The 24,959-nt window shown below is 32.6% G+C and carries 30 protein-coding genes; 12 read left to right on the top strand and 18 right to left on the bottom strand.

What is annotated here, in order from left to right; genetic code table 11:
* Positions 1 to 11: 11 nt before the first annotated feature.
* Both ASC72_RS02020 and ASC72_RS02015 read right to left on the bottom strand, forming a co-directional pair.
* A complete protein-coding gene (locus tag ASC72_RS02020) occupies positions 12 to 680 on the bottom strand; it encodes a ZIP family metal transporter (RefSeq protein ID WP_056185930.1) in 669 nt (222 codons plus the stop codon).
* A gap of 95 nt (positions 681 to 775) precedes the next feature.
* A complete protein-coding gene (locus ASC72_RS02015) occupies positions 776 to 1,540 on the bottom strand; it encodes a bifunctional 2-polyprenyl-6-hydroxyphenol methylase/3-demethylubiquinol 3-O-methyltransferase UbiG (RefSeq protein WP_056185928.1) in 765 nt (254 codons plus the stop codon).
* Between the two features lie 134 nt (positions 1,541 to 1,674).
* Between ASC72_RS02015 and ASC72_RS02010 the strand changes: the two genes are divergently transcribed.
* The 3 genes from ASC72_RS02010 to ASC72_RS02000 all read left to right on the top strand — a co-directional run bounded on the left by ASC72_RS02010 (position 1,675) and on the right by ASC72_RS02000 (position 3,870).
* The gene (locus tag ASC72_RS02010; RefSeq protein WP_056185926.1) at positions 1,675 to 2,838 is read left to right on the top strand and encodes a class I SAM-dependent RNA methyltransferase; all 1,164 of its coding nucleotides are present in this window, start codon (positions 1,675 to 1,677) and stop codon (positions 2,836 to 2,838) included.
* Positions 2,839 to 2,926: 88 nt separating this feature from the next.
* On the top strand, positions 2,927 to 3,163 hold the full coding sequence (locus ASC72_RS02005; RefSeq protein WP_056185923.1) for a hypothetical protein: 237 nt from the start codon (positions 2,927 to 2,929) through the stop codon (positions 3,161 to 3,163).
* Between the two features lie 14 nt (positions 3,164 to 3,177).
* Positions 3,178 to 3,870 carry an aspartate/glutamate racemase family protein gene (locus tag ASC72_RS02000; RefSeq protein ID WP_056185919.1) on the top strand — a complete coding sequence of 231 codons (693 nt, stop codon included), beginning with the start codon at positions 3,178 to 3,180 and terminating at the stop codon, positions 3,868 to 3,870.
* A gap of 65 nt (positions 3,871 to 3,935) precedes the next feature.
* Here the strand turns inward: ASC72_RS02000 and ASC72_RS01995 are convergent, their stop codons facing one another.
* From ASC72_RS01995 to rlmD, 3 genes are read right to left on the bottom strand one after another with little or no spacing between them, the layout of a single operon-like run.
* On the bottom strand, positions 3,936 to 4,748 hold the full coding sequence (locus ASC72_RS01995) for a DUF6048 family protein (RefSeq protein ID WP_056185916.1): 813 nt from the start codon (positions 4,746 to 4,748) through the stop codon (positions 3,936 to 3,938).
* Entirely contained in the window at positions 4,720 to 5,277 is a 558-nt protein-coding gene (locus tag ASC72_RS01990) for a DUF6452 family protein (protein ID WP_056185913.1), read from the bottom strand. The genes ASC72_RS01995 and ASC72_RS01990 overlap by 29 nt, the downstream gene beginning before the upstream one ends.
* 10 nt (positions 5,278 to 5,287) lie before the next feature.
* Positions 5,288 to 6,700: a 23S rRNA (uracil(1939)-C(5))-methyltransferase RlmD gene (gene rlmD, locus ASC72_RS01985; protein WP_056185910.1), complete on the bottom strand. Its 1,413-nt coding sequence runs from the start codon at positions 6,698 to 6,700 to the stop codon at positions 5,288 to 5,290.
* 333 nt (positions 6,701 to 7,033) lie between these two features.
* Between rlmD and ASC72_RS01980 the strand changes: the two genes are divergently transcribed.
* Complete coding sequence (locus tag ASC72_RS01980) at positions 7,034 to 7,909, top strand: sensor histidine kinase KdpD (protein ID WP_241775592.1); 876 nt, start codon at positions 7,034 to 7,036, stop codon at positions 7,907 to 7,909.
* Here the strand turns inward: ASC72_RS01980 and ASC72_RS01975 are convergent.
* From ASC72_RS01975 to epsC, 5 genes are all read right to left on the bottom strand, one after another.
* On the bottom strand, positions 7,906 to 8,352 hold the full coding sequence (locus ASC72_RS01975; protein WP_056185903.1) for a hypothetical protein: 447 nt from the start codon (positions 8,350 to 8,352) through the stop codon (positions 7,906 to 7,908). The genes ASC72_RS01980 and ASC72_RS01975 overlap by 4 nt on opposite strands.
* Positions 8,353 to 8,461: 109 nt before the next feature.
* Positions 8,462 to 8,869, bottom strand: a complete 408-nt coding sequence (locus ASC72_RS01970; RefSeq protein ID WP_131725769.1) for a hypothetical protein — start codon at positions 8,867 to 8,869, stop codon at positions 8,462 to 8,464.
* Positions 8,870 to 9,046: 177 nt separating this feature from the next.
* Positions 9,047 to 10,033: an aldo/keto reductase gene (locus tag ASC72_RS01965; protein ID WP_056185895.1), complete on the bottom strand. Its 987-nt coding sequence runs from the start codon at positions 10,031 to 10,033 to the stop codon at positions 9,047 to 9,049.
* A gap of 139 nt (positions 10,034 to 10,172) precedes the next feature.
* Entirely contained in the window at positions 10,173 to 11,060 is an 888-nt protein-coding gene (gene cysM, locus ASC72_RS01960; protein ID WP_056185892.1) for a cysteine synthase CysM, read from the bottom strand.
* Position 11,061: 1 nt separating this feature from the next.
* On the bottom strand, positions 11,062 to 11,853 hold the full coding sequence (epsC, locus tag ASC72_RS01955) for a serine O-acetyltransferase EpsC (protein WP_056185888.1): 792 nt from the start codon (positions 11,851 to 11,853) through the stop codon (positions 11,062 to 11,064).
* Between the two features lie 192 nt (positions 11,854 to 12,045).
* Between epsC and ASC72_RS01950 the strand changes: the two genes are divergently transcribed.
* Positions 12,046 to 12,747 (top strand): DUF1003 domain-containing protein, encoded by a 702-nt coding sequence (locus tag ASC72_RS01950; RefSeq protein ID WP_056185885.1) that lies wholly within the window; start codon positions 12,046 to 12,048, stop codon positions 12,745 to 12,747.
* A gap of 12 nt (positions 12,748 to 12,759) precedes the next feature.
* Here ASC72_RS01950 and ASC72_RS01945 read toward each other — a convergent pair whose 3' ends face one another.
* Positions 12,760 to 13,044, bottom strand: a complete 285-nt coding sequence (locus ASC72_RS01945) for a DUF2752 domain-containing protein (RefSeq protein WP_056185883.1) — start codon at positions 13,042 to 13,044, stop codon at positions 12,760 to 12,762.
* Positions 13,045 to 13,150: 106 nt separating this feature from the next.
* Here ASC72_RS01945 and ASC72_RS01940 point away from each other — a divergent pair, with 106 nt between their 5' ends.
* Together ASC72_RS01940 and ASC72_RS01935 are read left to right on the top strand one after the other, a co-directional pair.
* Positions 13,151 to 13,336 carry a hypothetical protein gene (locus tag ASC72_RS01940; RefSeq protein WP_056185880.1) on the top strand — a complete coding sequence of 62 codons (186 nt, stop codon included), beginning with the start codon at positions 13,151 to 13,153 and terminating at the stop codon, positions 13,334 to 13,336.
* Complete coding sequence (locus tag ASC72_RS01935) at positions 13,326 to 13,877, top strand: Smr/MutS family protein (protein ID WP_056185877.1); 552 nt, start codon at positions 13,326 to 13,328, stop codon at positions 13,875 to 13,877. Before ASC72_RS01940 ends, ASC72_RS01935 begins: the two co-directional genes overlap by 11 nt.
* Before the next feature lie 147 nt (positions 13,878 to 14,024).
* Here ASC72_RS01935 and ASC72_RS01930 read toward each other — a convergent pair whose 3' ends face one another.
* Positions 14,025 to 15,026: a hypothetical protein gene (locus ASC72_RS01930; RefSeq protein WP_056185875.1), complete on the bottom strand. Its 1,002-nt coding sequence runs from the start codon at positions 15,024 to 15,026 to the stop codon at positions 14,025 to 14,027.
* 86 nt (positions 15,027 to 15,112) lie between these two features.
* Here ASC72_RS01930 and ASC72_RS01925 point away from each other — a divergent pair, with 86 nt between their 5' ends.
* The gene (locus ASC72_RS01925; protein WP_056185872.1) at positions 15,113 to 16,237 is read left to right on the top strand and encodes a cysteine desulfurase family protein; all 1,125 of its coding nucleotides are present in this window, start codon (positions 15,113 to 15,115) and stop codon (positions 16,235 to 16,237) included.
* A gap of 73 nt (positions 16,238 to 16,310) precedes the next feature.
* Here the strand turns inward: ASC72_RS01925 and ASC72_RS01920 are convergent, their stop codons facing one another.
* The 3 genes from ASC72_RS01920 to glf form a co-directional block, all read right to left on the bottom strand.
* Positions 16,311 to 16,871, bottom strand: coding sequence for an L-threonylcarbamoyladenylate synthase (locus tag ASC72_RS01920; RefSeq protein WP_056186858.1), 561 nt, complete (start codon positions 16,869 to 16,871; stop codon positions 16,311 to 16,313).
* A gap of 104 nt (positions 16,872 to 16,975) precedes the next feature.
* Positions 16,976 to 17,740, bottom strand: a complete 765-nt coding sequence (locus ASC72_RS01915; protein ID WP_082564218.1) for a DUF4422 domain-containing protein — start codon at positions 17,738 to 17,740, stop codon at positions 16,976 to 16,978.
* Positions 17,733 to 18,845 carry a UDP-galactopyranose mutase gene (gene glf, locus ASC72_RS01910; protein WP_056185867.1) on the bottom strand — a complete coding sequence of 371 codons (1,113 nt, stop codon included), beginning with the start codon at positions 18,843 to 18,845 and terminating at the stop codon, positions 17,733 to 17,735. Before glf ends, ASC72_RS01915 begins: the two co-directional genes overlap by 8 nt.
* Before the next feature lie 54 nt (positions 18,846 to 18,899).
* Between glf and ASC72_RS01905 the strand changes: the two genes are divergently transcribed.
* Both ASC72_RS01905 and ASC72_RS01900 read left to right on the top strand, forming a co-directional pair.
* Positions 18,900 to 19,778 (top strand): hypothetical protein, encoded by an 879-nt coding sequence (locus ASC72_RS01905; RefSeq protein WP_082564217.1) that lies wholly within the window; start codon positions 18,900 to 18,902, stop codon positions 19,776 to 19,778.
* Positions 19,779 to 19,887: 109 nt separating this feature from the next.
* Positions 19,888 to 20,655 (top strand): hypothetical protein, encoded by a 768-nt coding sequence (locus ASC72_RS01900; RefSeq protein WP_056185865.1) that lies wholly within the window; start codon positions 19,888 to 19,890, stop codon positions 20,653 to 20,655.
* Here the strand turns inward: ASC72_RS01900 and ASC72_RS01895 are convergent.
* Both ASC72_RS01895 and ASC72_RS01890 read right to left on the bottom strand, forming a co-directional pair.
* Positions 20,636 to 21,409, bottom strand: a complete 774-nt coding sequence (locus tag ASC72_RS01895) for a glycosyltransferase family 2 protein (RefSeq protein ID WP_056185861.1) — start codon at positions 21,407 to 21,409, stop codon at positions 20,636 to 20,638. The genes ASC72_RS01900 and ASC72_RS01895 overlap by 20 nt on opposite strands.
* A gap of 19 nt (positions 21,410 to 21,428) precedes the next feature.
* Positions 21,429 to 22,493 carry a glycosyltransferase family 9 protein gene (locus ASC72_RS01890; RefSeq protein WP_056185858.1) on the bottom strand — a complete coding sequence of 355 codons (1,065 nt, stop codon included), beginning with the start codon at positions 22,491 to 22,493 and terminating at the stop codon, positions 21,429 to 21,431.
* Between the two features lie 127 nt (positions 22,494 to 22,620).
* Between ASC72_RS01890 and ASC72_RS01885 the strand changes: the two genes are divergently transcribed.
* Positions 22,621 to 23,373, top strand: a complete 753-nt coding sequence (locus ASC72_RS01885; protein WP_056185855.1) for a glycosyltransferase family 2 protein — start codon at positions 22,621 to 22,623, stop codon at positions 23,371 to 23,373.
* Between the two features lie 85 nt (positions 23,374 to 23,458).
* Here the strand turns inward: ASC72_RS01885 and ASC72_RS01880 are convergent, their stop codons facing one another.
* The gene (locus tag ASC72_RS01880) at positions 23,459 to 24,274 is read right to left on the bottom strand and encodes a 2,3,4,5-tetrahydropyridine-2,6-dicarboxylate N-succinyltransferase (RefSeq protein ID WP_056185853.1); all 816 of its coding nucleotides are present in this window, start codon (positions 24,272 to 24,274) and stop codon (positions 23,459 to 23,461) included.
* A 241-nt stretch (positions 24,275 to 24,515) separates the two neighbouring features.
* Here ASC72_RS01880 and ruvX point away from each other — a divergent pair, with 241 nt between their 5' ends.
* Positions 24,516 to 24,932, top strand: coding sequence for a Holliday junction resolvase RuvX (ruvX, locus tag ASC72_RS01875; RefSeq protein ID WP_056185849.1), 417 nt, complete (start codon positions 24,516 to 24,518; stop codon positions 24,930 to 24,932).
* The last annotated feature ends 27 nt before the right edge of the window (positions 24,933 to 24,959 follow it).

The following is a 24,959-nucleotide window of genomic DNA, read 5'->3' as shown; positions in this document are numbered from 1 at the left end:
GCACGCCCTAATTATAATAAAAAAGCCAATAAAATTCCGAGAACGATCATGGAAACTTTGGCAATGTTGAATTTATGTCCTTCACTGCTTTCGAAAATAATAGTCGATGAAATATGGAATAAAATCCCAATAACAACGGCTGTTATTTCAGTATAATATTGGTTTAAAATGGGTAAATATTCGGAAGCAATTGTCCCAAGCGGAGTCATAATGGCGAAAGTCAGCATGAATGCAAAAATCGCTTTTTTGTTCAGATTGGCGTTGATGAAAAAAGTGGTTAAAATCACGGCAATTGGCAAATGATGAATCGCAATTCCGAGTGCTAAACCATGATGATGACTTACCGGAAAACCTTCTAAAAAGGCATGAATGCACAAACTGATAAAAAGCAGCCAGGGAATTTGAGACATTTGTGCATGCCCGTGAACGTGTCCGTGTTCAGCTCCTTTTGAGAAAAACTCCAATATGATCTGAAATAAAATTCCGACCATAATGAACAAACCAATATTATGATTGTGTGATTCGTAAACTTCAGGCAACAAATGCATTACAGTTAATGACAATAAAAATGAACCACTAAAAGCAAGCAATAATTTTAAGTTGGTTTTGTTTTTTGGTTTTAAAAACAAAGCCACAGCATAACCTAAAAGTACAGAAAATAAGGGAAGTAAATAGTTCATTTGTTATTTTGTGTAATCGTTGATTTGTTTAATCGGTTAATTGTGTACTGTTTGCTCAATCGATTAGACGGTTAAACAATTAAACGATTCACCAATTATTTAAAAATCATGATTAATCGTTCGCTTTCGGTTTTATGGAATTTTTTGAGTTTATAATCTCCAAAAATATCTAACAGAAAAATTCCGGCTTCGGCCATTAATTCTTCAAAATCTTTTAAAGTTAAAGCTTTTACTTTTTCGGTAAAATGATATTTATGTCCTTGATCTTCAAAATCAATTTCTTTAAAAATATGTCCGTCTTTAACGTATCTTTTAATTTTAAAATCGATTCCGTCAACGGTTTTTACTTCTTCGGGAACCAAAGTTTCGATTACCTGCGCCACATTCATAAAATCAATCACGGCAAAACCATATTCAGATAAACTTTCTTTGATTGCTTTTAAAGTTGTCAAATTATCATCATCACTTTCAAAATAACCAAAACTGGTAAACAAATTAAAAATAGCGTCGAATTTTTCTTCGAATGGCTCCCGCATATCGTGCACTTTAAAATGCAGGGTTTCATTGCTGTTTTTGCTTGCTTCGGCAATGCTATTTTCAGATAAATCAGCGCCTAAAACATCAAAGCCAAGTTGGTTTAAATAAATAGAATGACGACCTTTTCCGCAGGCTAAATCCAATACTTTTGCCTTTTCAGGAAGATTTAGGTAATGCGTAAGATTATCCATAAAAATCTGAGCCTCTCGGTAATTTCGGTCTTTATAAAGAATGTGATAATACGGAGTATCAAACCATGATGTAAACCAGTTTTCGGTGTTACGCTCCTGATTTGGTGTTGATGAGTTTGGTGCTTCAGACATTTATTCTATTTCAATTAATTCAAAGTACCGCAAATTTAGTGTATTTTTGCCGAAAAATAACTATTTCACGCTGATACCTAAATAAACATTAGTTGTGTCTGTGATTGGAGTTATTTTTTTAAACAAAAATAAAGATGGAAGAAAATTTTAGAATGATAGCCAAATGTTTTTTTGGTTTTGAAGAAATATTAGAAAAAGAATTACGTGATCTTGGTGCTCAGGATGTCGAAAAAGGAGTGAGAATGGTAAGTTTTAAAGGCGATAAAGGTTTTATGTACAAAGCCAATTTATCATTGCGTACGGCACTTAAAGTTTTAAAACCAATTTACTCGTTCAGGGCAAACAACGAGCAGGCATTATATAAAGGAATTTCGGGCGTTAACTGGTCTAAGCTTTTAAATGCTAATCAAACTTTTGTAATTGATGCGACAGTGCATTCGACTTATTTTAATCACTCTGAATTTGTTTCTCAAAAATGTAAAGATGCGATTGTAGATCAGTTTAGAGAAAGAACGGGTCAGCGTCCGAGTATTGATAAAGCTTTTCCAGATTTAAGAATCAACGTTCATATCGATAAAGATCAGGTTTCGGTTGCATTAGATACTTCAGGAAATTCCTTGCACCAGCGTGGTTACAGAACAGCAACGAATATTGCGCCAATCAACGAAGTTTTGGCGGCAGGAATTTTATTATTATCAGGTTGGGAAGGTCAAAGTCACTTTTTGGACCCAATGTGTGGTTCCGGAACTTTTTTGGCGGAAGCGGCTATGATTGCCTGTAACATTCCGGCAAACATCAACAGAAAAGAATTTGCTTTTGAAAAATGGAAAGACTGGGATAATGACTTATTCGACCAGATTGTAAATAGTCTGATGAAAAAAACAAAAGAATTTCATTATACGATTAAAGGTTTTGATAAAGCGCCAAGTGCTGTAAACAAGGCAAAAGACAATATCAAAAATGCTAATTTAGAAGATTATGTTACAATTTCAGAAGATAACTTTTTTGATTCTGAAAAAGCAGTTGAAGGAAAATTGCATATGGTTTTCAATCCGCCATACGATGAGCGTTTGGATATTCATATGGAAGAATTCTACAAAAACATCGGTGATACTTTGAAGAAAAGCTATCCGGGAACAAATGCCTGGTTTATCACGGCAAATCTTGAAGCCTTAAAATTTGTGGGATTAAAACCTTCCAGAAAAATCAAACTTTTTAATGCAAGTTTAGAAGCGCGTTTGGTAAAATACGAAATGTACGAAGGAAGCAAGAGAACGAAATTTCAAGTTAACGAATAGGTACAAAGGTTCAAAGGTTCAAAGGGACAGGGGAAAAAACCTTTGTGCCTTTGAACCTTTGCAACTCTGAACCTTTAAAAAGAAAACAATGACAAAACTACAAGTAAGAGGTTTTTTATATCAATTAGGATGTTTCGCAATTTTATTTATTGCAGGAAGATTTGTAATTGCAAACTATACACAATTAACCGGAATCTGGATTCCGATGACGGCTTTTATTGTGGCCACTTTGATTGCTCCTAAATTTCAGGCGGTAAAAACAAAAGATGGCGAGAAGCTTTTCATGAAATGGATTTTTATAAAAGGAATTAGAGAAATTGGATAAGTAAACTATTTTATATGAGGAAAATTGGACTTATAGGCGGTATTAGCTGGGTTTCTACAGCAGATTATTACAAACTTATAAACGAGGGAATAAACGAAAAAATGGGAGGGTTGAACTTCTCAGAATGTTTGATTTATTCGTTCAATTATTCTGATATAAAAAAGAATAACGAAACCAATAATTGGGATTCAACTTTTAAAATGCTTTTAAAAGGTTGTGAATTCTTAAAATCGGGCGGGGCAGAAGCAATCGTTTTATGTGCCAATACCATGCATCTTATTGCTGACCGACTTGAAGAAGCAATTGGTTTGCCGTTTATTCATATTGCAACGGCAACGGCTGTTGAAATTCAGAAACAAGAAATTAAAAAAGTCGGTTTGTTAGGAACCAAGTTTACAATGGAACTTGATTTCTTTACAGATAAATTGAAGGATAAAGGAATAGAAGCGATTATTCCGGAAAATCAGGAGGATAAAGATTTTATTCATACTACAATTTTTGAAGAATTAGGAAGAGGACTTGTAACTGAGGAAACTAAAAAACGTTATTTGGAAATTGCAAATCAATTAATAGAGAAAGGAGCTGAGGGAATTATTTTGGGTTGTACCGAAATTCCGCTAGTGATTAAACCAGAAGATCTTTCTGTTCCGATTTTTGATACGGTCTTGATTCATTCAAGTGCTGCAGTTGAATTTCAGTTATCATAAAAAATATTTAAACTAAAAAAAGCCTCAAATTTAGAAATTTGAGGCTTTTTTATTATCTCTAAAAACTACTTTTTTGGAGCGTCTTTTTTGATTTGAGGAATAACCGTTTTTTTCTTATAAATAGGAATAAAGTACGAAACGGTATAATTAAAACCAATTCCGAAACTTCCATCATAAGTTCTGTTAAAACCAGGAATATAAAGGTTGTCAAAACCATCGGGTTTTGTGTTCATTACTAACATTTTAAGTTGCACTCCAAAGCCAACAAAAACGTTATTAAAAACTTTCGCTTTTAGTCCCATGGCCACTTCAATCCAGCCAGCTGTAAGTCCGTTGTATTTTTGATCCTTAATAATTGAAGGTTGTTCTCCCCAATACGGATTTGGATTGTAAATCTTATAACTATTTAAATCCTGACTAAAAGTACTAAAACCTCCTCTTAAACCAATGGTAATTAAGTTTTCCATGTCCAGCCAGTTTTGATATAAATTGTAATCAAAACCTCCTTTTATGTACGTTCCTGTAGCGGTAGAATTTAATCGGTCATCATCAGTTGTTTTATCTTCAAAACCAAGTTCGGCTGCCAGATAATACTTTTTTGTTAAACGAAAATCTCCAACAATTTCAATTCCCTTATAGTCCTTGTCGTAGAAACCACGGGTCAATTTGTATAAATCAACACCAACGCGAAGGCCGTAGCGATCTGTTTTTATACTGTCTGGTTTAACTTCCTGAAGAGCTGGTTTGGCAGTTTCAGTTTTTGGTTTAACCGGAACGATTTCTTTTTTTGCTGTTGTAGTTGATGTTTCCTGGGCCTGAACCAAAACCATTGAAAACAGTAAACAACTACTAAAAAAATACTTTAATGTGTGTTTCATTTTCGGTTTCAATTTTAGGATTAATTACAAAAACTTCCTGCATCCAAAGTCCGTTACCATCTGTATCTGTTTGCACAAAAGGTCTTGTTATTGGAGGAGTGTTTGAGAAAGGGCTTAGTTCAAAAATAGTTTTAAAACCACAAGCTCTGGAAACATATAGATCCTGATGCGTATAGTTAAATGTAATCTCATCTGTATTTATTGCAGCAGGATTATCATTTTGTGAATCTAAAACAAAAGTATAGGTTGTCGTTTCTGCATTTGTTTTTAACGGAATAGAAATTGTGCTTCCGTTAGCTAAATATTTTGCTGTATCTGTTGCAGTTTTATTAAAAATAATTCCCGCAGGTTCATCTTTACCAATAACCATTAGGTTTTTAACATTTTGAAGCACTGTTGGATTGTCAGCATCATAAAAAGTAATAACTAATCGTGGTGTCGTGGGTGTGTTTGCATCACAAATATCATCTTTCTCACAGCTTGATAAGCCAAAAGTAAAGACTAATAAAAGAGAAATTATTTTTTTCATTTATAAATTGTTATCTAAGTTCTAAAAGTACAACATTTTCAACATGGTGCGTTTGCGGAAACATATCAACTGGTCGAACGCGGGTAACTTTATATTTTTCGTCCATTAAAGCAAGGTCTCTCGCTTGTGTTGCTGAATTACAACTCACATAAACTACTTTTTTAGGAGCAATTTTTAAGATTTGATCAATAACGGCTGCGTGCATACCATCTCTTGGTGGATCTGTAATGATAACATCTGGTTTTCCGTGTTGTGCAATAAAACTTTCGTTGAATACCACTTTCATGTCTCCAACAAAAAACTCGCAATTTGTAATATTATTGCGTTCTGCATTTGCTTTAGCGTCCAAAATAGCTTCAGGAACACTTTCTACACCAATTACTTTTTTTGCTTTTTTTGAAACAAATTGAGCGATGGTTCCTGTTCCTGTATATAAATCGTAAACCGTTTCGTCACCTGTAAGTCCGGCAAAATCACGTGTTATTTTGTACAATTCATAAGCCTGGTCAGAATTGGTTTGATAAAAAGACTTGGCATTGATGCTGAATTTTAAACCTTCCATTTCTTCCAGGATATAATCTCTACCCTTATATAGTTTAATATTCTGATCGTAAATAGTATCGTTCTGTTTTGCATTTACAACATATTGCAATGAAGTAATCTGTGGAAATTTTTCATATAAATGATCCAAAATCAATTCACGATTTTTCTTGTCATTCTCGAAGAACTGAATTAAAACCATGATTTCACCAGTCGAAGCAGTACGAATCATGAAAGTTCTTAATAAGCCTGATTGTTCTCTTGGATTAAAGAATGCTAAATTATGTTCGTTAGCAAAATCTCTAATTTCATTTCTAATAGCATTTGAAGGATCCTCTTGCAAATAACATTTTTGAATGTCAAGAATTTTATCCCACATTTTCGGAATATGAAATCCTAAAGCATTTCTGTTTCCTAAATCTTCCGTGCTTTCAATTTCTTTCTCCGTTAACCAACGACTGTTAGAAAACGAAAATTCCATTTTATTTCTATAGAAAAATTGTTTTTCTGAACCCAAAATGGTTTCGAATTCAGGAAGTTCAACTTTTCCGATACGTTGCAAGTGATTCTTTACTTCATTTTGTTTGTAATACAACTGTTGGCTGTATTTCATATTTTGCCATTTGCATCCTCCACAAACTCCAAAATGATCGCAAATTGGTTCAATGCGATGTTCTGATAATTCGTGAAATTTTACGGCTTTGCCTTCATAGTAGGCTTTTCTTTTTTTGAAAGTTTGTACGTCAACTACATCACCCGGAACTACGTTCGGAATAAATATTACTTTTCCGTCCGGAGCCTTAGCTACTGATACTCCTTTTGCTCCAGCATCAAGAACCTGGATTTGATGAAAGACAACTTTGTCTGTATTTTTTCTTCCCATAGCGCAAAAATAAGGGTTTGTAAACTTTTATAAATTTAAATTTTAAAATATTTTATCAAATTGTTGAATTTATTAGTTTAATTAAGTTTAAAAGTTAACTTTGTTTATAGTATTATCCCCAGATCCTACTTTTTTAACCAATAGTTTTGTTATGTTTTTATGAATTTGTATCACAATCTATCACAAATTGGCTTTCTGAAAAAAAGTTATGCGTTAAAATTCCTCTTTGTTGCTTTGGTAGGTATTCATATTCCTTTAATTGGAATTTTATTTTTTGTGCTATTTTACTCTCATAATATTTCACCTACTTCTATTTTGATTTTTTGTCTGATAATGACCTTATTAGCAACTGCAATTACACTTTTGATATTAAATCAATTGATAAAACCTATTTCAAAAGCATCAAAAGCATTAGACGAATACCGAAATAACAGACGGCTTTCTGTCCTTCCGACAGAATATACAGATGAAGCAGGTTTGTTAATGTGTAATATTCAGGAGTCGATCTATGAGGCGGAAAGTTTTATAAACGAAAAACAGGATTTGATTTATATGCTTTCACACGATTTGAAAAATTTTGCCGGAAATCCTCAGGGTTTGGCAAAATTGATTTTAAGTGAAAATCCATCTGAATCCATAAAACATTTGGCCGATTTAATTTGTGAATCGACCAATTTGCAATTTCGTTATATCGAGAATTTTATAAAACTACTCAATGAACAAGATCAGGTTGTAAAATTTAATCAGGAGCCACGAGAAATAATATTTCCTGCTATTTTACCTTTTATTAATGAACAGGTTGAACAACGTTTAATTGATAAAAATATTAAATTAAGCCTGAGTTTAGAAGCAGAGGCGGCTACTCTTAAAATAGATGAAGGTCTATTGATTCAGGTTATCGTAAACTTAATAAGTAATGCGATTAAATTTTCTTATTTTGACAGTGAAATCAAAGTCAGAATTTGCAATGAAGATTCAAAATTGATGATTAGTGTTGTAGATCACGGAATTGGTTTCAATAAAAATCAAATTGAAGAGTTGTTTAAAAAATTTACCAAAATGAGCCGATTGGGGACTGCAAATGAATCTTCGACAGGAATTGGTTTGTATTTATGCAAGAAAATAATCGAAAGAAATAAAGGAACTTTAAGCGCTATCAGTGAAGGCAAAAATAGGGGTGCCGAATTTAAGATTGAGTTTGATATCTAGTTTTTTCTTTTTTTAATTATCTCATAATTAACAATCGTAAAGAAATAAAAGCACAAATCGGCTGAGATTTTTCCAAAAATAATTCCGAAGAAATAATTCACAAACAGTATAGGCATCCAATACATGCAAAAAGGGCGAATTACCAAAAAGTCCAGAAAAGCAGGATAGCCAAATTCTAAAACTAAATTTTTCAGCAATAAAAGAATTTCTTTAGAAGTCGTGACTTTGTTCAGTAGTTTATTTTGCTGAACCAGTTTTTTATACGAAGAAATAAAAATTACACTATAAAAAGCCAAATATTCCGAAAGAGTAATAATATATGCTGTGGTTAATCCGCTGTAAATTTTACTAAAAAGAGAAGCGGTAAGTGCGGCACTTGTACTCGCTAATTCGGCATATTTATAACGATCGAACCATTCTTTAAATTTAGATTTTTTCAGCATTTCTTTTTTAGTAACTATGTTTCTAAGTAGCTAAGTTACTAAGTTTCGTTTTGATAATATGTTATTTCTGTCTCTGATACCTTAAATGATTCAGGTTTCCGTATTTGAATTATTCCTTAAATAAGGTGAGGTAAATGAGTTTTGGTTTTCCGTCAACACAATCTACACTACTTGGAGGTAATACAATATCACAAGTTGACATTATGTTCCATTTAATATTAAATGCAGCCTGTGCGTCGGTATAAGCTTTTACTTTAGCAAGAAATACGGTTTTATCTATTGTCTTAGAAAAGGCAATATATCCGATTGCCCCGCCGCAAGATTTAGAGCCAATAGCAGTAAAATCCCATTCTGTAGCATTTGTGCAAGGCTTAGAATTAACTAAAGAAACTGCAACAATCTCCTGATACATTTTATCTAAGTTTTGTTGCTCCTTATTTCTGGCGGAATCATCATCGTTGCTGCAAGAAACCAAGGTCAGACAAATGGCAAATAATATAAAACATAGTTTTTTCATGGTTAGTGAATTTATAGTTAGTTTTATTATCAGATGCCAAAATTCAAAAATGGTTGCGTTAAAAGAGATGCTATCACGAAGCTTCGGGGCTAAGTTTTTTTTTTTTGACCTTGAGCCTTGAATCTAAAATCTAACCTTAGTAACTCAGAACCTTAGAACCTTAGCAACTCTAAAAAATTACCATAAATGATGTACTGAAGGTTTTATATATTCTTCGTAAATGTCATTCATTGCCGAAATTTTTTCGGGAGTTAATTGAGGTAAATCATAAACCGATAGATTTGACATTACATGATTTGCATTTGAAGCACCCGGAATAATACAGCTAATATCTTCAAAACTCAAAATCCATTGTAAGGCGATAGGAGCAAGATTGGTTGCTTCAGGAAATAGTGCTTTTAGTTTTTCAACAGCTTCTAATCCTAAATTGTAATCAATTCCGGAAAAAGTCTCACCCTTATCAAAAGCACCTCCATTACGATTAAAGTTACGGTGGTCTTGTGGTTCGAAAATAGTTTTTGAATCAAATTTACCGGTTAAAAGTCCGCTTGCTAATGGAACTCTGGCAATTATACCAATATCTTTTTTTCTGGCTTCAGAGAAAAACAATTGCGAAGGGCGTTGGCGAAACAAATTAAAAATAATCTGTACTGTTGTTACATTCGAATATTCAATTGCTTTTAATGCCTCTTCAACTTTTTCTACACTTACACCAAGATTTAAAATTTTCCCCTGATCTTTTAAGCGATCAAATAGTTCAAAAATCTCAGGTCGGTAATAAACTTCAGTAGGAGGGCAGTGCAGCTGAATCAAATCCAGTGTTTCTAAATTCATTCTTTTCAAACTGTCTTCAACAAATTTCTGAAGTACTTTTGGTTGATAGCCTTCACTAGCGTGCGGGTTAATATGTCGCCCGCATTTTGTAGCCACATAAATTCTTTCTGATCTGGAACGAACAACTCTTCCAACTGCAGTTTCGCTTAAGCCGTTTTCGTAGACATCGGCAGTATCAATAAAGTTTACGCCACTATCAATGGCAGTATTCAAGAGTTCGTCTGCTGTTTTATTATCAAAAGCAGATCCCCATTTTCCTCCCACTTGCCAGGTGCCAAGTGAGATTTCTGATATATTAAAATTTGTTTTTCCTAGTTTTCTGTAGTTCATTTTCTTTGAGGTTCTAAGTTGCTAAGGTTCTGAGGTGCTAAGTTTTTTTTATTTTTTGAATGCTAAGGTTTTAAGATTCTAAGATTTCTCCAAAGTAAAAACTTAGAACCTTAGCAACTCAGAACCTTAGTGTCTTTTTTTAATCGAACAAATCCGAAGAAAGATATCTGTCGCCTCGATCGCAGATAACCGCTACAATAACGCCTGATTCTAATTGTTCGGCTATTTTTAAGGCTACGGCAACGGAACCTCCGCTGCTCATTCCGGCAAAAACGCCTTCTTCAAGTGCTAATCTTTTGGTCATTGCTCTGGCTTCTTCTTCGCTAACGTCTACAACGGTATCCACTTTTGAGGCGTCAAAGATTTTTGGTAAATACTCCTCAGGCCATTTACGGATTCCGGGAATTTGAGATCCATCGCTTGGTTGTGCACCTATGATTTGAATTGCCGGATTTTTTTCTTTCAAATAAGTCGAAGTTCCAATGATTGTTCCGGTTGTTCCCATGGCCGAAACAAAGTGCGTTACGGTTCCTTCAGTATCATTCCAGATTTCGGGACCAGTAGTTTTGTAATGCGCTTTCCAGTTGTCATCATTCGCAAACTGATTTAACATCAAATAACCGCCTTCTGCGACTTTTTTGTCAGCATAGTCACGTGAACCAATAATTCCTTCGCTAGCAGGCGTTAAAATCACTGTAGCGCCATATGCACGCATGGTTTGAGTTCTTTCTTTTGTAGAATCTTCCGGTAATACCAATTCAATTTCTATTTGAAACAATTGAGCAATCATGGCAAGGGCTATTCCGGTATTACCGCTTGTAGCTTCAATTAATTTATCACCTTTTTTAATATCGCCTCTTTCCAGGGCTGATGCAATCATGTTATATGCCGCTCTGTCTTTTACACTTCCACCGGGATTATTTCCTTCAAGTTTTAGTAAAAGTTTTACGTTTTTATTTTTAACCAAATTGACAGTTTCCATTAATGGAGTATTTCCAATTAGGTTTAGCAATTTTTGTGGACCCATTTTATTTTTTTTCTTTTATTTTAACTTCAGTTGTAGTGGTATTTAAAACGATTGAATCTGAAGGAATAGATTTGGTAATCCAGGCATTTCCTCCAACGATACTATTTTTACCAATAGTCGTTTCTCCTCCCAAAATTGTTGCATTGGCATAAATGCAAACATTTTTTTCTACGGTTGGATGGCGTTTTGCATTTTTCATTTCTTTACTCACACTCAAAGCACCAAGCGTAACACCCTGATAAATTTTTACGTTTTTTTCGATAACAGTTGTTTCGCCAATAACAATTCCGGTTGCATGATCGATAAAAAATGGAGAAGCAATTTTGGCGCCTGCGTGTATATCCGTTCCGGTAATTCGATGTGCATATTCGCTCATTAATCTGGAAAATAATAACAAATCAAGAAGGTATAATTCGTGGCTTAATCTGTAAATAGCAATGGCATAAAAACCGGGATAACCTAAGTAAACTTCGTCGATACTGTTTGATGCGGGATCATTTTCTAAAATATATTCGGCATCCTGATTTAATTTTTCCAAAACTCCGGGTAATTTTTCCAGAAAGCGATCCCAAATAGATTCGCATAAGTTTTCTGGTTTCTTGCAGGCCATAACTGCAATTTCTTTAAATCGTATTTCTAGTTCGTCAATACTTTGATCTAAAGGTGCATTTGAATCAAAAAGGGTATAGAAAAGCTTTTCGGTAAAATCTTCTGTTTTAGTTTTGATTCCGTAGTTAATATTTGAATGGCTTTTTAAAGCTTTTATATTTTGTATGATGAGATTTCTTGGCACAATTGTAAAAATTGAATGGATAAATTTGAAACGCTAAAAGTAAGGTGTTTTTTGTAAATAAAAGCACGAAATGCCTAAAGAAATTTTGTTCTGAGAATTCGATTTGTGATAATTAAAGGAATTTTGGAAACCTATAATTTATATCATTCTTAAGAAGTTAAATGCTTAAATTAGCCAGTAAAATTTATAAAAATGAAAAACAATTCGACTTTTAAAAGTGCTATTTCTGATCTTGAATTTCCGGAAAGCGAAAAAATTTACGGAAAATCGATACATAACCCTATTCTGGGGCTCATTGTAAAAGAGCATCCGTCTTTCTGTGACACTGATTGTATTGGAGTTCAGGAATTAAATGTTTACCGTCAAAAGTACATTTCGAATTATTTGTCTGCAGAAATGGGAGCTCTTTCTGATCTTGAAAAAAGCGTTATAACTTCTTTGAAAGAAGATAAATCTATAGTAAGCCTTGTTGAAGATGAAGAAGAAACTAGGAGTTTTGGTCAGAGAGTAGCAGATCAGGTTGCTGATTTTGGCGGAAGCTGGACTTTTATCATTTCGTTTTTAGCTTTTATAGTCGTTTGGATTAGTTCGAACGTGTACATTTTGATAAATAAGGGGTTTGATCCGTATCCGTTTATTTTGCTGAATTTAATTTTATCCTGTATCGCGGCTTTGCAAGCTCCGGTAATTATGATGAGTCAGAATCGTCAGGAAGAAAAAGACCGAAACCGTGCTAAAAAAGATTATATGATCAACCTGAAATCAGAATTAGAGATCAGAATGATTCATGATAAAATTGACCATTTGATTATGCATCAGCAACAAGAATTAATCGAAATTCAAAAAGTTCAAATCGAAATGATGAATGATATTTTGAATCAGATTAAAAAATAATTCTTACAAAAATTAAAGGTAAAAATGTTTGAAATAATATCCGCCAAGCATAAAAATGACATTTACGAAAGCAGAAATTAAAAATGGTTTTTGATGATTTTTAGATTTATCAAAAAAATATAATGTGCCGATTCCTAAAAATAACAGGGTAGTATATACCGCGGGATACATCATAAAAGCACCAAAAAAATCACCTTTAAAAAGTAAGAATAAGGCACGCTGAAAACCACACCCCAAACACTCAATTCCGAAGAGTGTTTTGAATAGGCAAGGCAACATATATTTCTCTAAATTCACAGCGATTATTTTTTACAATTTTACAAAAAAAATAGGAATAACAATTCAGGAGTTTGAAACTACTATTTTAAAGTTTCATACTTTTGGAGTCTTACGATTTAAAATTATGAAAGCTTTAAAAATTATAATAATGATTCTTGCGATTTCGGTTGCGTTATACGAACAGGTTTCAGCAGAAAAAAATATTTATATCATGGTAATTGCGATTGCAGTTTTCATGTTTGGAATGATGCAGTTGAGTGCAAAAACACCGAGTAAAAACCAAGATAAAGAGGAGAACGATGTTGACTAAAGGAGATAAGGTTTCAGTGTTAGATGAAGCCATAAACGGAATAGTGGTTTCAGTGAAATACAAGGAGGTTTTGATTGAAACTGAGGACGGGTTTATGATGACATTTTTTGTCAATGAATTGATTAAGATTCAGGATTCCAGTAATTTAATGAATTCTATTAAAAGAATAGATTTAGAAGCTGTTTCAAAAGAGAAAGAGGAGCCAAAAGCAAGGAGTTTTGTGAAAGAAAAGAAGGATAAGCGCGAAATTTCAGCCCCGGAATTTGATTTGCACATCGAAAAATTAGTTCCAAATAAACGCGGAATGTCAAATTATGATATCCTGACTTTGCAGACCGAAACAGCAAAAAGGCATATCGAGTTTGCGATCAGAAACCGCATTCCAAAAATTGTTTTTATTCACGGTGTTGGCGAAGGAATTTTAAAAGCAGAACTTGATTTTTTATTAGGCCGTTACGACGGAATAGACTTTCAGGATGCCAATTATCAAAAATATGGCTTAGGAGCAACCGAAGTTTATTTTAGGCAAAACAATAAATAATCTCGTATTTTGAGTTTAAAACAACTCGCTTTGGAGCATAAAAAAAACATCCATTTTCTGACTGATTTAAAGTGTAATCAGTTTGAAAATTGGATGTTTTTTTTGTAAGAATTTAAAAGCTAAATTTAGATTTGAAACAGTTTTAGTTTAAGGCGCAATTACAGTGACATCTCCTAAAAGAAATTCTGTTGCCAATTTAAAAGAGCTATTATCTTTTTGAAGTGTTACGTTTTTGAGGACAACCTTATGTGTAAAAACCTTATTTACACTTGTTGTAGTAACTTCGATAATACCACTTACATTTGTAACACCTGCTACACCAACCCAAGTGTCTTTTACAATAGGAGATGTTGGTGTTTTTTCCTGACAATAGTAACCTTGCGTTGGCGTTGGGAGATTAGTAGTATAGGTTCTATAATACAGATTATTTGTAGTTGCAGTCGAATTAATCAAACCTGTTCTTGCTTGTCCAGGAAGTGTATCTTCATTTTTAAATAAATTAGCTGAATCAAAATTTTCAATCACTAAAGAATTTGAAGTGTTATTATTGTACACTTTCTTGAAATCTGAGCAATATTTTGCATTGCCAGGTTCTAGAAAACTTACTACTACAGGATCAACTGAAGTTAGATAATCTCCAAAAATATATTCTTTCTCAACTTGTGGTCCTGAAGGTTTTTCAAACGTGATATTTTTAAAAACAATACTATGGTTATAGCCTACAATTTCTGTATGCCCATCAGCCGGTGCCGGAGTTTTATCGACTTGTTTGGTAACAATTTGAATTGTTCCTCCTGATGCAAACCATTCTTCTGTAACATTTGGTGTTTTTGGGGGTATAGCCCCACAAATGTTTTCATTCGCCACTGTACCGTCATAAGCTCTATAAACAACGCGATACTTATTGTTGTCAATTATATAAGTTAATGTATCACCACCCACTACGGTTGGCTCATTTAAAATTTCATTTGCAGGCATGTTCAATAACAAAGATTCCTGAGGTTTTAACTTGTAAATTAAAGTATTAGTTAGAGGGTCACAGCTTGTAGAAGTAACTTCATCAAAATCTATTGTTTCAACGGTTAAATCACCGTCATCACAACCGTTTAATAAAAGCGCAAATAATAAAAGGCTTACATATTTTTTCATCGTAATTTTATTTGGGTCAAAAATAGTGAAAAATTTGGCAAATGATATTTAAGAATAGACAATTGATATTTCATAACTTTGCAGCAATGAAAAAAGTATATCTCGATAACGCCTCTACAACTGCTATACGCCCTGAAGTTATTCAGGAAATGACCAAAGTTATGATGGAAGATTTTGGTAATCCCTCTTCTACGCATAGTTTTGGACGCAATGGTAAGACTATTTTAGAACTTTCCAGAAAAAGTATCGCCAAACATTTAAATTGTTCTGCCCAGGAAATTATTTTTACTTCGGGTGGTACAGAAGCAGACAATTGGATACTTCGTTCGGCCGTTGAAGATTTGAAAGTAGAGCGTATTATTACTTCTAAAATCGAGCATCATGCTGTTTTGTATACCACTTTGGCTTTACAGTCGGATTATGGTATTCAGATTGATTATGTAAAAATTAATCCAGACGGATCGGTCGATTTGACACATTTATCTAATTTATTGTCTGAAGAAAAAAAGACGATTGTGAGTTTGATGCATGTCAATAATGAGACCGGAACCATTTTAGATTTGGATAGGGTTGGTGTAATCTGTAAACAATATAATGTCTTATTTCACTCAGATACGGTTCAGTCTGTGGGTAAAACAGAGATCGATTTGCAAAAAATTTCAGTTGATTTTATAGTGGCAAGTGCACATAAATTTCACGGACCAAAAGGAATTGGTTTTGCTTTTGTACGCAAAAACTCAGGTTTGCAACCTTTGCTTTTTGGTGGAGAACAGGAAAAAGGCCTGCGTGCCGGAACCGAAGCGGTACATCAAATTGCCGGAATGGCGAAAGCTTTATCTGTTTCATATGAGAATTTAAATTCAGAAAGAAAATTCATTTCCGACTTAAAAATGTACCTGATTGAGCAACTTGAAATTCATTTTCCAGACTTTAGAATCAATGGAAAAAAAGAAGATTTTTACAATATTATAAATATTATTTTGCCTTTTTCTTCAGATAAAACATCGATGTTATTGTTTAGTCTGGATATGAAGGGAATTGCAGTTTCAAGAGGAAGTGCTTGCCAATCCGGGAGTATAAAACCTTCTCATGTATTAAAAGAAATGCTTTCGGAGAGTGATTTAAAATTACCAAATCTCCGAATTTCATTTAGTCATTATAATACCAAAGAGGATATTGATTGGTTGATTGAGAGTTTGAAGACTATTTAGAGCAAGGTTCAAAGATTCAAAGCGACAAAGGTTCAGAGTTTTTAATCTAAAATCTATCTTCTACAATCTAAAATTATTTACGTATCACTTTTACCTGCGAATCTTTTGTCAATTTGATAATTGTTGAGGGTTTTCCGGCGACTTTATCATGATATAAATTCACTACATAATCTACTCCTTTGATAATTTCCGGATTGATATCTTTGAAAGCAATAGGGGTTGGTTGTCCTGAAATATTAGCTGAAGTTGATACTAAAGGCTTTTTCATTCGCTCTAATAATTTAAAGCAAAAAGGTTCTTTTACTAAACGAATTCCAAGAGAATTATCTGCTGCAATGATATTTGGCGCCACATTTCGTGGTTCATCTAATATTAAGGTTGTAGGCTTTTCAGATAGATCTAAAATTTGCCACGCAACTTCAGGGATGTTTTTAAAAACGTTATACATCATTTTTTCCCCGTTCATCAAAACAATCATACTTTGTGTTTCGGCGCGTTGTTTCAATTTGTAGATTTTAGCAACAGCGTCTGGGTTCGTTGCATCACAGCCAATTCCCCAAACTGTATCAGTAGGATAAAGGATAATTCCACCTTCCTTGATGACTTCGTATGCTTTTAAAATTTCTTCGTTCATTGTAATAGAATATAAATTAGTGCAAAAATAATCTTTCTGGTTGGTAAACAAACCTAAAACCAGTTCATTTTTGAAAGCCAATTATATATCAATATTGCAATTTTCTATAAATCTATTATTTTGTATGATGGAACTCCTTTGATTTTGAATTTGTTATGATACATATACAAATTGATTAACCTTTCTGAAATAAAGCCAAAAATTCTTGCCTGGTATGCATCTTCAGGGATTTTAATTTGGGATTCAAGTTCAAAAAGAATAGAAAATAACCAACTATAATAGGCATCAAATTTTTCTTTTGATGTAATCATCATATTTCCAATATGAAAAGTAGTTCCTTCATCTAAAAACTTCACAATGTTATCCTTATATTCAGGGTATTTTTCTAAAATTATTTTCTTTGTCAGATCCCAATCTTCACATCGATGGTCATCACAATAATTTTTGGTTAAAGTAGAAGTTTTGAATTTGTATGGTCTACAAAGAATTACATCATATTCTGAAAGGATTGATTTTATTTTTTTTTCTAATTTATCTGAAGAAACATTATATAGTTTGGTGTTTTTAAAATCTTCAGTTTTAATTTTTTTCTGAGCTGATGGTTTTAAATTGTACCAATTATTATAAAAATTTAAATAACGTCTATAGTGACAAATGCCAACATAATCAGCATCTTTTACGTTTTTCCAAATCCAGTATGCAGCAGTTAATTCACAGTAATTTCCATTTTTTACAGCTATATTATCTAGTGTATTATCTCTTAATATAGTTGACGTAATCGATTCATTTGTTCCCACCTGAATAGGAACAAGCACTTCGTTAGATAACAAAGGATTTTCTTTATGAGTGACTACGAAAATTTTAATCATTATTTAGTTCTTTTTTAGATCTTGTTAAGGCCATAGCAATTACCTGATGCATGTCATAATACTTGTATTCTGATAATCGTCCTCCAAAAATTACATTTTCTTCCTTTAAAGATAACTTTTTATATTCTTCGTATAATCCTTGATTTTTCGCATCATTTATAGGATAAAATGCTTCATTAGATGGATTCCATTCTTGTGGGTATTCTTTAGTGATAACCGTTTTATCTTGTTTGCCAAATTCAAAATGCTTGTGTTCGATTATTCTGGTAAAATCATAAGTGGCATCATTATAATTAACGACAGCATTGCCCTGAAAATTGTCTGTATCTAAAATTTCATTTTCAAAACGAAGCGATCGATATTCAAGAACGCCTAGTTTATAATCAAAGTATTCATCAATTTTTCCAGTGTAAACTATTTTATCAGCAATGTCATTAAATTGCGCTCTGTCAGAAAAGTAATCGGTGTTTGTTACCACTTCAATTCCTTTTAATAAACCATCGATTAGTTTATTATATCCACCAATAGGAATTCCCTGATAAGTATCATTAAAATAATTATTATCAAATGTGAATCGAACAGGAAGTCTTTTTATAATAAACGCAGGAAGTTCTGTAGCTTTTCTTCCCCATTGTTTTTCGGTATATTCTTTAATAAAATAATCATAAATATCTTTTCCAACCAGGCTTAAAGCTTGTTCTTCGAGATTTTTTGGTTTTGCCACACCATAGAGTGCTACTTGTTCATCAATTTTTGCTTTGGCTTCCTGTGGTGTTTTTGTCCCCCAAAGCTGATAAAAAGTATTCATATTAAAAGGGAGATTATATAATTTTCCTTTTGCCAGTGCCATTGGGGAATTCGTGAAATTATTAAATTCAACGAATTGATTTACATAGTCCCAAAGTCCTTTATCGCTGGTATGAAATATATGAGCTCCATATTTATGAACGTTTATTCCTTCAATATTTTCGCAATATATATTCCCTCCTGAATGTTCTCTTTTATCAATTACAAGACATTTTTTTCCTGCCTTTGTAGCCTCATGTGCGAAGACACATCCAAAGAGTCCTGAGCCGATAATTAAATAGTCATATTGCTTTTTCATGGGGTAAAAATAGATATTAATTACTAAATTGCAACAAATTTTATAAAAGCTTCAATGATAGGAAAAATTCAGGTTGGCTATCTCGTTTCATATGATTATGAATTGTTAAAAACCTCACTGCCAACAGTGTATAATGATGCGGATGCAGTTTTCATAGCCATTGATAAAAATAGAAACACATGGAATGGTGGTGCTTTTAGTATTGACGAATCTTTTTTTGAGTGGATTAGAATTTTTGATATCGATAAAAAAGTAGTTGTTTATGAGGATGATTTTTATGTTCCGACTTTAACTACAATGCAATGCGAAATTAGAGAGAGAAAAATGCTTGCTGAAAAAATGGGAACAGGAAATTGGATTATTCAGGTGGACTGCGATGAATATTTTGTTGATTTTAAAAAGTTCGTTTCAGACCTAAGGAAATACGATTCTTATCTTATTAACCCGGAAAAAAATCCAATACAGATTTGCGCATTTTGGGTCATGCTTTATAAATATACGGAAAAAGGTATTTTATATGTAGATAAACCTTTAAAAGCAATTTTTGCTACAAATTACCCTAATTATAAAAACGGACGAAGAATTAAGGGACGTCAAATCTATACAAACAACATTGTTTTACATGAATCGTTGTCGAGAACAGAAGAAGATCTACGTTTTAAGTTTGAGAATTGGGGGCACAATGTAGATGTAGACAAAGGTTTTTTGGACAAATGGCTTGTTGTGAATGAAAATAATTATAAAGACTATAAGGATTTTTATTATTTACAACCTAAAAGATGGAAGAAATTAGCATTTTTTTCAACTAAAAATATATCTCAAATAAAAGAGGTTATTGAAAATGAAAAAAGATTAAATGTCTCTAAATTAAAGATTTACTTTAAGAATTTCGGACAGTGGCTGAAATTCTTACTAAAGAAAAAAACAGCATAAAGTTTTTTTAACTCTAAATGAGGTTTGGTTTTCGTGGCAGGAGCTTAAAGTTGTTGCCCTTTCAAAATGAATAATGAAATAATATCAAAGATAAATAATAGTATATTTAATGATCTCAAAATTTAAATTTTCACCAGTAATAAAGAGCTCCAGAGATATTTTGGCTTTTATTAAAGATTTTAATACTTCCGGCGAGTTGTTTGGAAACGGAGATCGCAATATCATAAAATTGTTTGATCTGGACGGGAAAAAAATAAATATTAAATCATTTAAAATTCCAAATCTGGTTAATAAAATAGCTTATCGTTATTTTAGAAAATCAAAGGCAAGACGTTCGTATGAATATGCTACAATTTTACTAGAAAAGGGTATTGGAACTCCTCAGCCAATTGCATTTTTAGAGAACTTTAATTTTGTTGGTTTAAGAGATAGTTATTATGCAAGTGAGCACTTGGTAACTGATTTGACTTACAGAGAGCTTGTAGAAATTCCGGATTATCCGGATCATGATAATATACTGAGACAATTTACCAGATTTAGTTTTGAACTTCACGAAAAAGGAATTGAATTTATAGATCATTCTCCTGGAAATACTTTAATCAAAAAGAATAATGATGGAAGTTATGATTTCTTTTTGGTTGATTTAAACCGAATGGAATTTCATTCATCATTAACTTTTGAGCAGCGTATGAAAAATCTGCGTCGTTTAACTCCAATAAAAGAAATGGTTGCCGTGATGAGCAATGAATATGCAAAATTATATCCGGAAACAGAGCAAAAAATTTTTGATACATTATGGAAGTATACCGCTGATTTTCAGGAACAATTTTACAGAAAAAAGCGCTTAAAAAAGAAACTTAAATTCTGGAAGAAGTAAGACGGTTAAGTTCTCTGTATCGAATAAAGATACTATAAGCATTTAGATAGCATATCGTAATTCCTTTTGAGCCGTCTAAAAAGCCAAACCGAATTAAAAATTGATATAAAAAAGTATAAACAGGATGGAAAATCATTAGTAAATAAGATGATTTCTGTCCTTTTTTTTGTTTTTCAACCGCTTTTAAAACTCCATAACGGTACATTTTTGCTTTGTAATCCTCATAAGAAGTGTACGAGAAGTGAATGATTTTGTTTTTTAACGTTGCAATAGATCCATTAACTACCAACTTCTCGTGTACCATTCTATTTTGATCGTATCTACAATTTGTTTTATTAAAAAGTCTGAAAATTTTATCTGTTTGCCATCCGCTAAAATGCAGTTTTTTGTTTTTAAACATAAAAGTTCTGTAAATCAAATAAGCGCTGGCAGCATTTTTTTTATTTATCGTAGATACAATTTCAGATTTTAGATTCGGCGATAATCTTTCATCAGCGTCAATAAATAGAATCCATGAATTTTGTGCCTGATCAATAGCAAAATTACGCTGTGCTGTATAATTAACAAAATGGTTTTGAATCACTTTTATATTTTCAAATGATTCAATGATGTTAACCGTCCGATCAGTACTATAAGAATCTATTACAATTATCTCATCAGCAAAATCGATGTCATTAAGTAGTGATTTGATATGAAGCTCCTCGTTAAGCGTAATAATTAAAACGGATAACTTTTGCTTTTCGCTGGCACTCATTGTATGGTTTTTACTTTTTTCAATTTTTATATTCTTGAAAATAAGTCTCTAATTTTTCGAGCATTAGAGCTAAAGGATACTCATTGTAGTATTCAAAAGTATGTTCTTTTATGTATTGCTCTGTATGTTGTTCGTATATTTCAGGTTTTAAATCTTTTAAGTGAATTGAAGCGTTTTTGGCCTCGTTTTCAAATAATTGCCAGGTTTCTTTTCTAACAGAAGGTGTAAATATTGAAAAAGTCGGAATATCAAGTGCTTTGGCCATATTTACGGCCCCGCCTTCATTTCCAATCAACATTTCACATTGAGAAAGCAACGCTAAAAAAGGTCTTAATTCTGTACAGTACAAATCAAAAACAATGTGTTTTTTTGTTTCTTCGGTACAATAATTATAAACTTCAAGAGCTTGTTCTTTTTGGTCAGGGATATAATTAAATAGTATTGTAGCATTAGTTTTAGCTACAGTAAAATCAATAATTTTTGCCATTCCTTCTAGTGGATATGTTTTATAAACTTCACTACCTAGAATTCCAAACATAATTAATGGTTTTTTACTATCTATATTATAGCTTTTAAGAAGGTTTTTGGCTTCATTAATTTCAGATTCTTTTAAGAATATTTTTGGTTTTACATCTGTAATTTTTTCTGAAATGAATGGTTTTAAAAGTAATAATCTATTCTCAATCGCCAGACCGTGCTCTGATTCAATTGCATCAAAACGCTCATAAGTATAATTGTAGAATATTTTAGTATACCATTTGTGATACGAAACTTTATATTTTGCGCCTGAAAATAAGGTGATCAGATTAGTCTCCAATTTCGAGTAGACGTCAATAACAGCATTGTATTTTTTGCTTCGAATCTCAAAAATAAATTTAAATAAAGAAGGGATTGATTTTCGTACCTTATTGGTTAAAGGAATTATAGTATCAATATTTGGGTTTTCTTTTAATACATCAATAGAGTTAGGATAGCACATATAATCTATCACTGAATCAGGAAACTTTGTTTTTAAGTTATTACAAATTATGGTACTGGTTAATACGTCTCCAATTCTCTTTTGCTGAATGACTAATATTCTCATTTATTTACAATTCAATTTGAGGGCTAAATTACAAACTATTTTATGAAGTGCGCAATCGTATAAGCAGAATAAGAGCAAACTAAATTAAAAAAGTTATATTTTTGTAGCTAATAAATTAAAATTTGCAATGGAAATTAGTGGTCTGGTTATTACTTTCAATGAAGAAAAAAATATAGGAAAATGCATTGATGCTTTATTAAAAGTTTGTGATGAAGTAATTATTGTAGATTCATTCAGCAAGGACCGTACAGTTGAAATTGCAAAAGAAAAAGGAGCCATTGTTATTGAACAAGCTTTTCTTGGAGATGGACCCCAGCGCACACATGGATTACCATATTGCAAGAATAACTGGATTTTGAATCTGGATGCTGATGAGTTTCTGGATGCAGATGCAGAACAATTTATACTGAACAAAAAATATCTTGAAGGGAATCATGACGCTTTTAGTTTTAGGGTAAAAAACTTTCTGACTGATAAACTTATTGATTTCTCAGGATGGTACCCGGATCATAAAGTTCGTTTTTTTAATAAACAAACTGCAAGACCTTCAGATTCAATTGTACATCAAAAGATAATTACTCAAAATGAAAAAAAAGTAGCTGTACATATATTACACTACGGTTGGGAATCTTTGGATCAGATAATTGCAAAGAAGAATCAATATTCCGGCTGGCATGCCCAACAATTATACGATCAGGGAAAAAGAATAAATGCTTTTAAACCAGTTTTAAACGGAACGGTAGCTTTCATTCGCTGTTACTTTTTTAAGAAAGGAATCTTTAATGGTATCGATGGCCTATCAATCGCTATGATTCAAAGTTTTTTCTCTTATATGAAATATGCTAAGCTTTTAAAACTTCAAAAGAAAATCTCCAAATAGGAAAAAGAAATTTCAAATAAAAAAAATCCAAATTCCAATTGATAATGATTGGAATTTGGATTTTAAGATAATTGGAATTTAAAATTTATACTGCAACATCGTATTCACGAAGCGCATTGTTTAATGACGTTTTTAAATCTGTGGATGGTTTACGAGTACCAATAATCAAGGCACATGGAACCTGGAATTCACCAGCAGCGAATTTTTTAGTATAACTTCCCGGAATTACAACAGAACGTGCAGGAACAAAACCTTTCATTTCAACAGGTTCATCGCCAGTAACATCGATAATTTTTGTTGAAGCAGTTAAACAAACGTTAGCACCAAGAACAGCCTCTTTACCAACGTGAACACCCTCTACAACAATACAACGAGAACCAATAAAAGCGCCATCTTCAATGATAACCGGAGCGGCTTGTAATGGCTCTAAAACTCCACCAATTCCAACTCCACCGCTTAAGTGAACATTTTTACCAATTTGAGCACAACTACCAACAGTTGCCCAAGTGTCTACCATAGTACCTTCGTCAACATAAGCACCAATATTTACATAACTTGGCATCAAAATAACACCGCTTGAAATATAAGCTCCGTAACGTGCAACAGCGTTTGGTACTACACGAATTCCTTTTTCAGCATAATTTCTTTTTAGCAACATTTTATCGTGATATTCAAAAATACCTGACTCCCATGTTTCCATTTTTTGAATTGGGAAATACATTACAACGGCTTTCTTAACCCATTCGTTTACCTGCCACTTGTCTCCAACTGGTTCGGCACAACGTAATTTTCCTGCATCGACCAATTCGATAACTTCTCTAATGGCATCAGTTGTAGTAGTTTCTTGTAATAAAGCTCTGTTTTCCCAAGCTTGTTCAATTATAGTCTGTAAAGAATTCATAAGTTTTAATTTTTGGCAAAGATAACTTATTTGTGGAAAAGCAGAAAAGTAAAACCTTTTGAAAATGTTATATATGTAACTTTTTGTTTTTAATTTGATAGATATTTTTTTATGTCTTATGGATTAATGTTTAAAATATTTATTCAGGGAATAATGCGGAATTCATTTTTTCAAAAGTTACGTTTCTGTTGTTGCTTAAAATTGGAAAATTAAAATAGTTATCTTTGTCAAAAATTAAGAAATGCCAAGAATTCTCTCTATAGACTACGGACAAAAACGTACCGGAATTGCTGTTACCGATGAAATGCAAATTATTGCTTCTGGTTTAACAACAATTCCCACAAACACGTTGATTGATTTTCTTAAAGATTATTTTGCCAAAGAAAAAGTAGAAGCGGTGTTAATTGGCGAACCCAAACAAATGAACGGCCAGCCTTCTGAAAGTGCTTCTATCGTGAAAGGTTTTGTGACGCATTTTTCGAATATTTTCCCAGACATGAAAGTCGTTCGCGTAGATGAACGTTTTACTTCAAAAATGGCATTTCAAACCATGATTGATAGTGGTTTGAGTAAAAAACAGCGTCAAAATAAAGGATTGATTGACGAAATTTCGGCCACAATTATGCTTCAGGATTATTTATCTTCTAAAAGATTTTAAAAGCACTTTTATTACTTGCATTTCATT

It is taken from the genome of Flavobacterium sp. Root420 (assembly GCF_001427905.1).
Taxonomy (GTDB): Bacteria; Bacteroidota; Bacteroidia; order Flavobacteriales; family Flavobacteriaceae; genus Flavobacterium.
The sequence above is the reverse complement of the archived record's forward strand: the minus strand, read 5'-3'. Positions and strand labels throughout refer to the sequence as shown.

Coding starts and splice junctions, on each gene's coding strand:
- ASC72_RS02020 (WP_056185930.1), bottom strand. CDS start 680: ATGAACTATTTACTTCCCTTATTTTCTGTACTTTTAGGTTATGCTGTG.
- ASC72_RS02015 (WP_056185928.1), bottom strand. CDS start 1,540: ATGTCTGAAGCACCAAACTCATCAACACCAAATCAGGAGCGTAACACC.
- ASC72_RS02010 (WP_056185926.1), top strand. CDS start 1,675: ATGGAAGAAAATTTTAGAATGATAGCCAAATGTTTTTTTGGTTTTGAA.
- ASC72_RS02005 (WP_056185923.1), top strand. CDS start 2,927: ATGACAAAACTACAAGTAAGAGGTTTTTTATATCAATTAGGATGTTTC.
- ASC72_RS02000 (WP_056185919.1), top strand. CDS start 3,178: ATGAGGAAAATTGGACTTATAGGCGGTATTAGCTGGGTTTCTACAGCA.
- ASC72_RS01995 (WP_056185916.1), bottom strand. CDS start 4,748: ATGAAACACACATTAAAGTATTTTTTTAGTAGTTGTTTACTGTTTTCA.
- ASC72_RS01990 (WP_056185913.1), bottom strand. CDS start 5,277: ATGAAAAAAATAATTTCTCTTTTATTAGTCTTTACTTTTGGCTTATCA.
- rlmD (WP_056185910.1), bottom strand. CDS start 6,700: ATGGGAAGAAAAAATACAGACAAAGTTGTCTTTCATCAAATCCAGGTT.
- ASC72_RS01980 (WP_241775592.1), top strand. CDS start 7,034: ATGACCTTATTAGCAACTGCAATTACACTTTTGATATTAAATCAATTG.
- ASC72_RS01975 (WP_056185903.1), bottom strand. CDS start 8,352: ATGCTGAAAAAATCTAAATTTAAAGAATGGTTCGATCGTTATAAATAT.
- ASC72_RS01970 (WP_131725769.1), bottom strand. CDS start 8,869: ATGAAAAAACTATGTTTTATATTATTTGCCATTTGTCTGACCTTGGTT.
- ASC72_RS01965 (WP_056185895.1), bottom strand. CDS start 10,033: ATGAACTACAGAAAACTAGGAAAAACAAATTTTAATATATCAGAAATC.
- cysM (WP_056185892.1), bottom strand. CDS start 11,060: ATGGGTCCACAAAAATTGCTAAACCTAATTGGAAATACTCCATTAATG.
- ASC72_RS01950 (WP_056185885.1), top strand. CDS start 12,046: ATGAAAAACAATTCGACTTTTAAAAGTGCTATTTCTGATCTTGAATTT.
- ASC72_RS01940 (WP_056185880.1), top strand. CDS start 13,151: ATGAAAGCTTTAAAAATTATAATAATGATTCTTGCGATTTCGGTTGCG.
- ASC72_RS01935 (WP_056185877.1), top strand. CDS start 13,326: ATGTTGACTAAAGGAGATAAGGTTTCAGTGTTAGATGAAGCCATAAAC.
- ASC72_RS01930 (WP_056185875.1), bottom strand. CDS start 15,026: ATGAAAAAATATGTAAGCCTTTTATTATTTGCGCTTTTATTAAACGGT.
- ASC72_RS01925 (WP_056185872.1), top strand. CDS start 15,113: ATGAAAAAAGTATATCTCGATAACGCCTCTACAACTGCTATACGCCCT.
- ASC72_RS01920 (WP_056186858.1), bottom strand. CDS start 16,871: ATGAACGAAGAAATTTTAAAAGCATACGAAGTCATCAAGGAAGGTGGA.
- ASC72_RS01915 (WP_082564218.1), bottom strand. CDS start 17,740: ATGATTAAAATTTTCGTAGTCACTCATAAAGAAAATCCTTTGTTATCT.
- glf (WP_056185867.1), bottom strand. CDS start 18,845: ATGAAAAAGCAATATGACTATTTAATTATCGGCTCAGGACTCTTTGGA.
- ASC72_RS01905 (WP_082564217.1), top strand. CDS start 18,900: ATGATAGGAAAAATTCAGGTTGGCTATCTCGTTTCATATGATTATGAA.
- ASC72_RS01900 (WP_056185865.1), top strand. CDS start 19,888: ATGATCTCAAAATTTAAATTTTCACCAGTAATAAAGAGCTCCAGAGAT.
- ASC72_RS01895 (WP_056185861.1), bottom strand. CDS start 21,409: ATGAGTGCCAGCGAAAAGCAAAAGTTATCCGTTTTAATTATTACGCTT.
- ASC72_RS01890 (WP_056185858.1), bottom strand. CDS start 22,493: ATGAGAATATTAGTCATTCAGCAAAAGAGAATTGGAGACGTATTAACC.
- ASC72_RS01885 (WP_056185855.1), top strand. CDS start 22,621: ATGGAAATTAGTGGTCTGGTTATTACTTTCAATGAAGAAAAAAATATA.
- ASC72_RS01880 (WP_056185853.1), bottom strand. CDS start 24,274: ATGAATTCTTTACAGACTATAATTGAACAAGCTTGGGAAAACAGAGCT.
- ruvX (WP_056185849.1), top strand. CDS start 24,516: ATGCCAAGAATTCTCTCTATAGACTACGGACAAAAACGTACCGGAATT.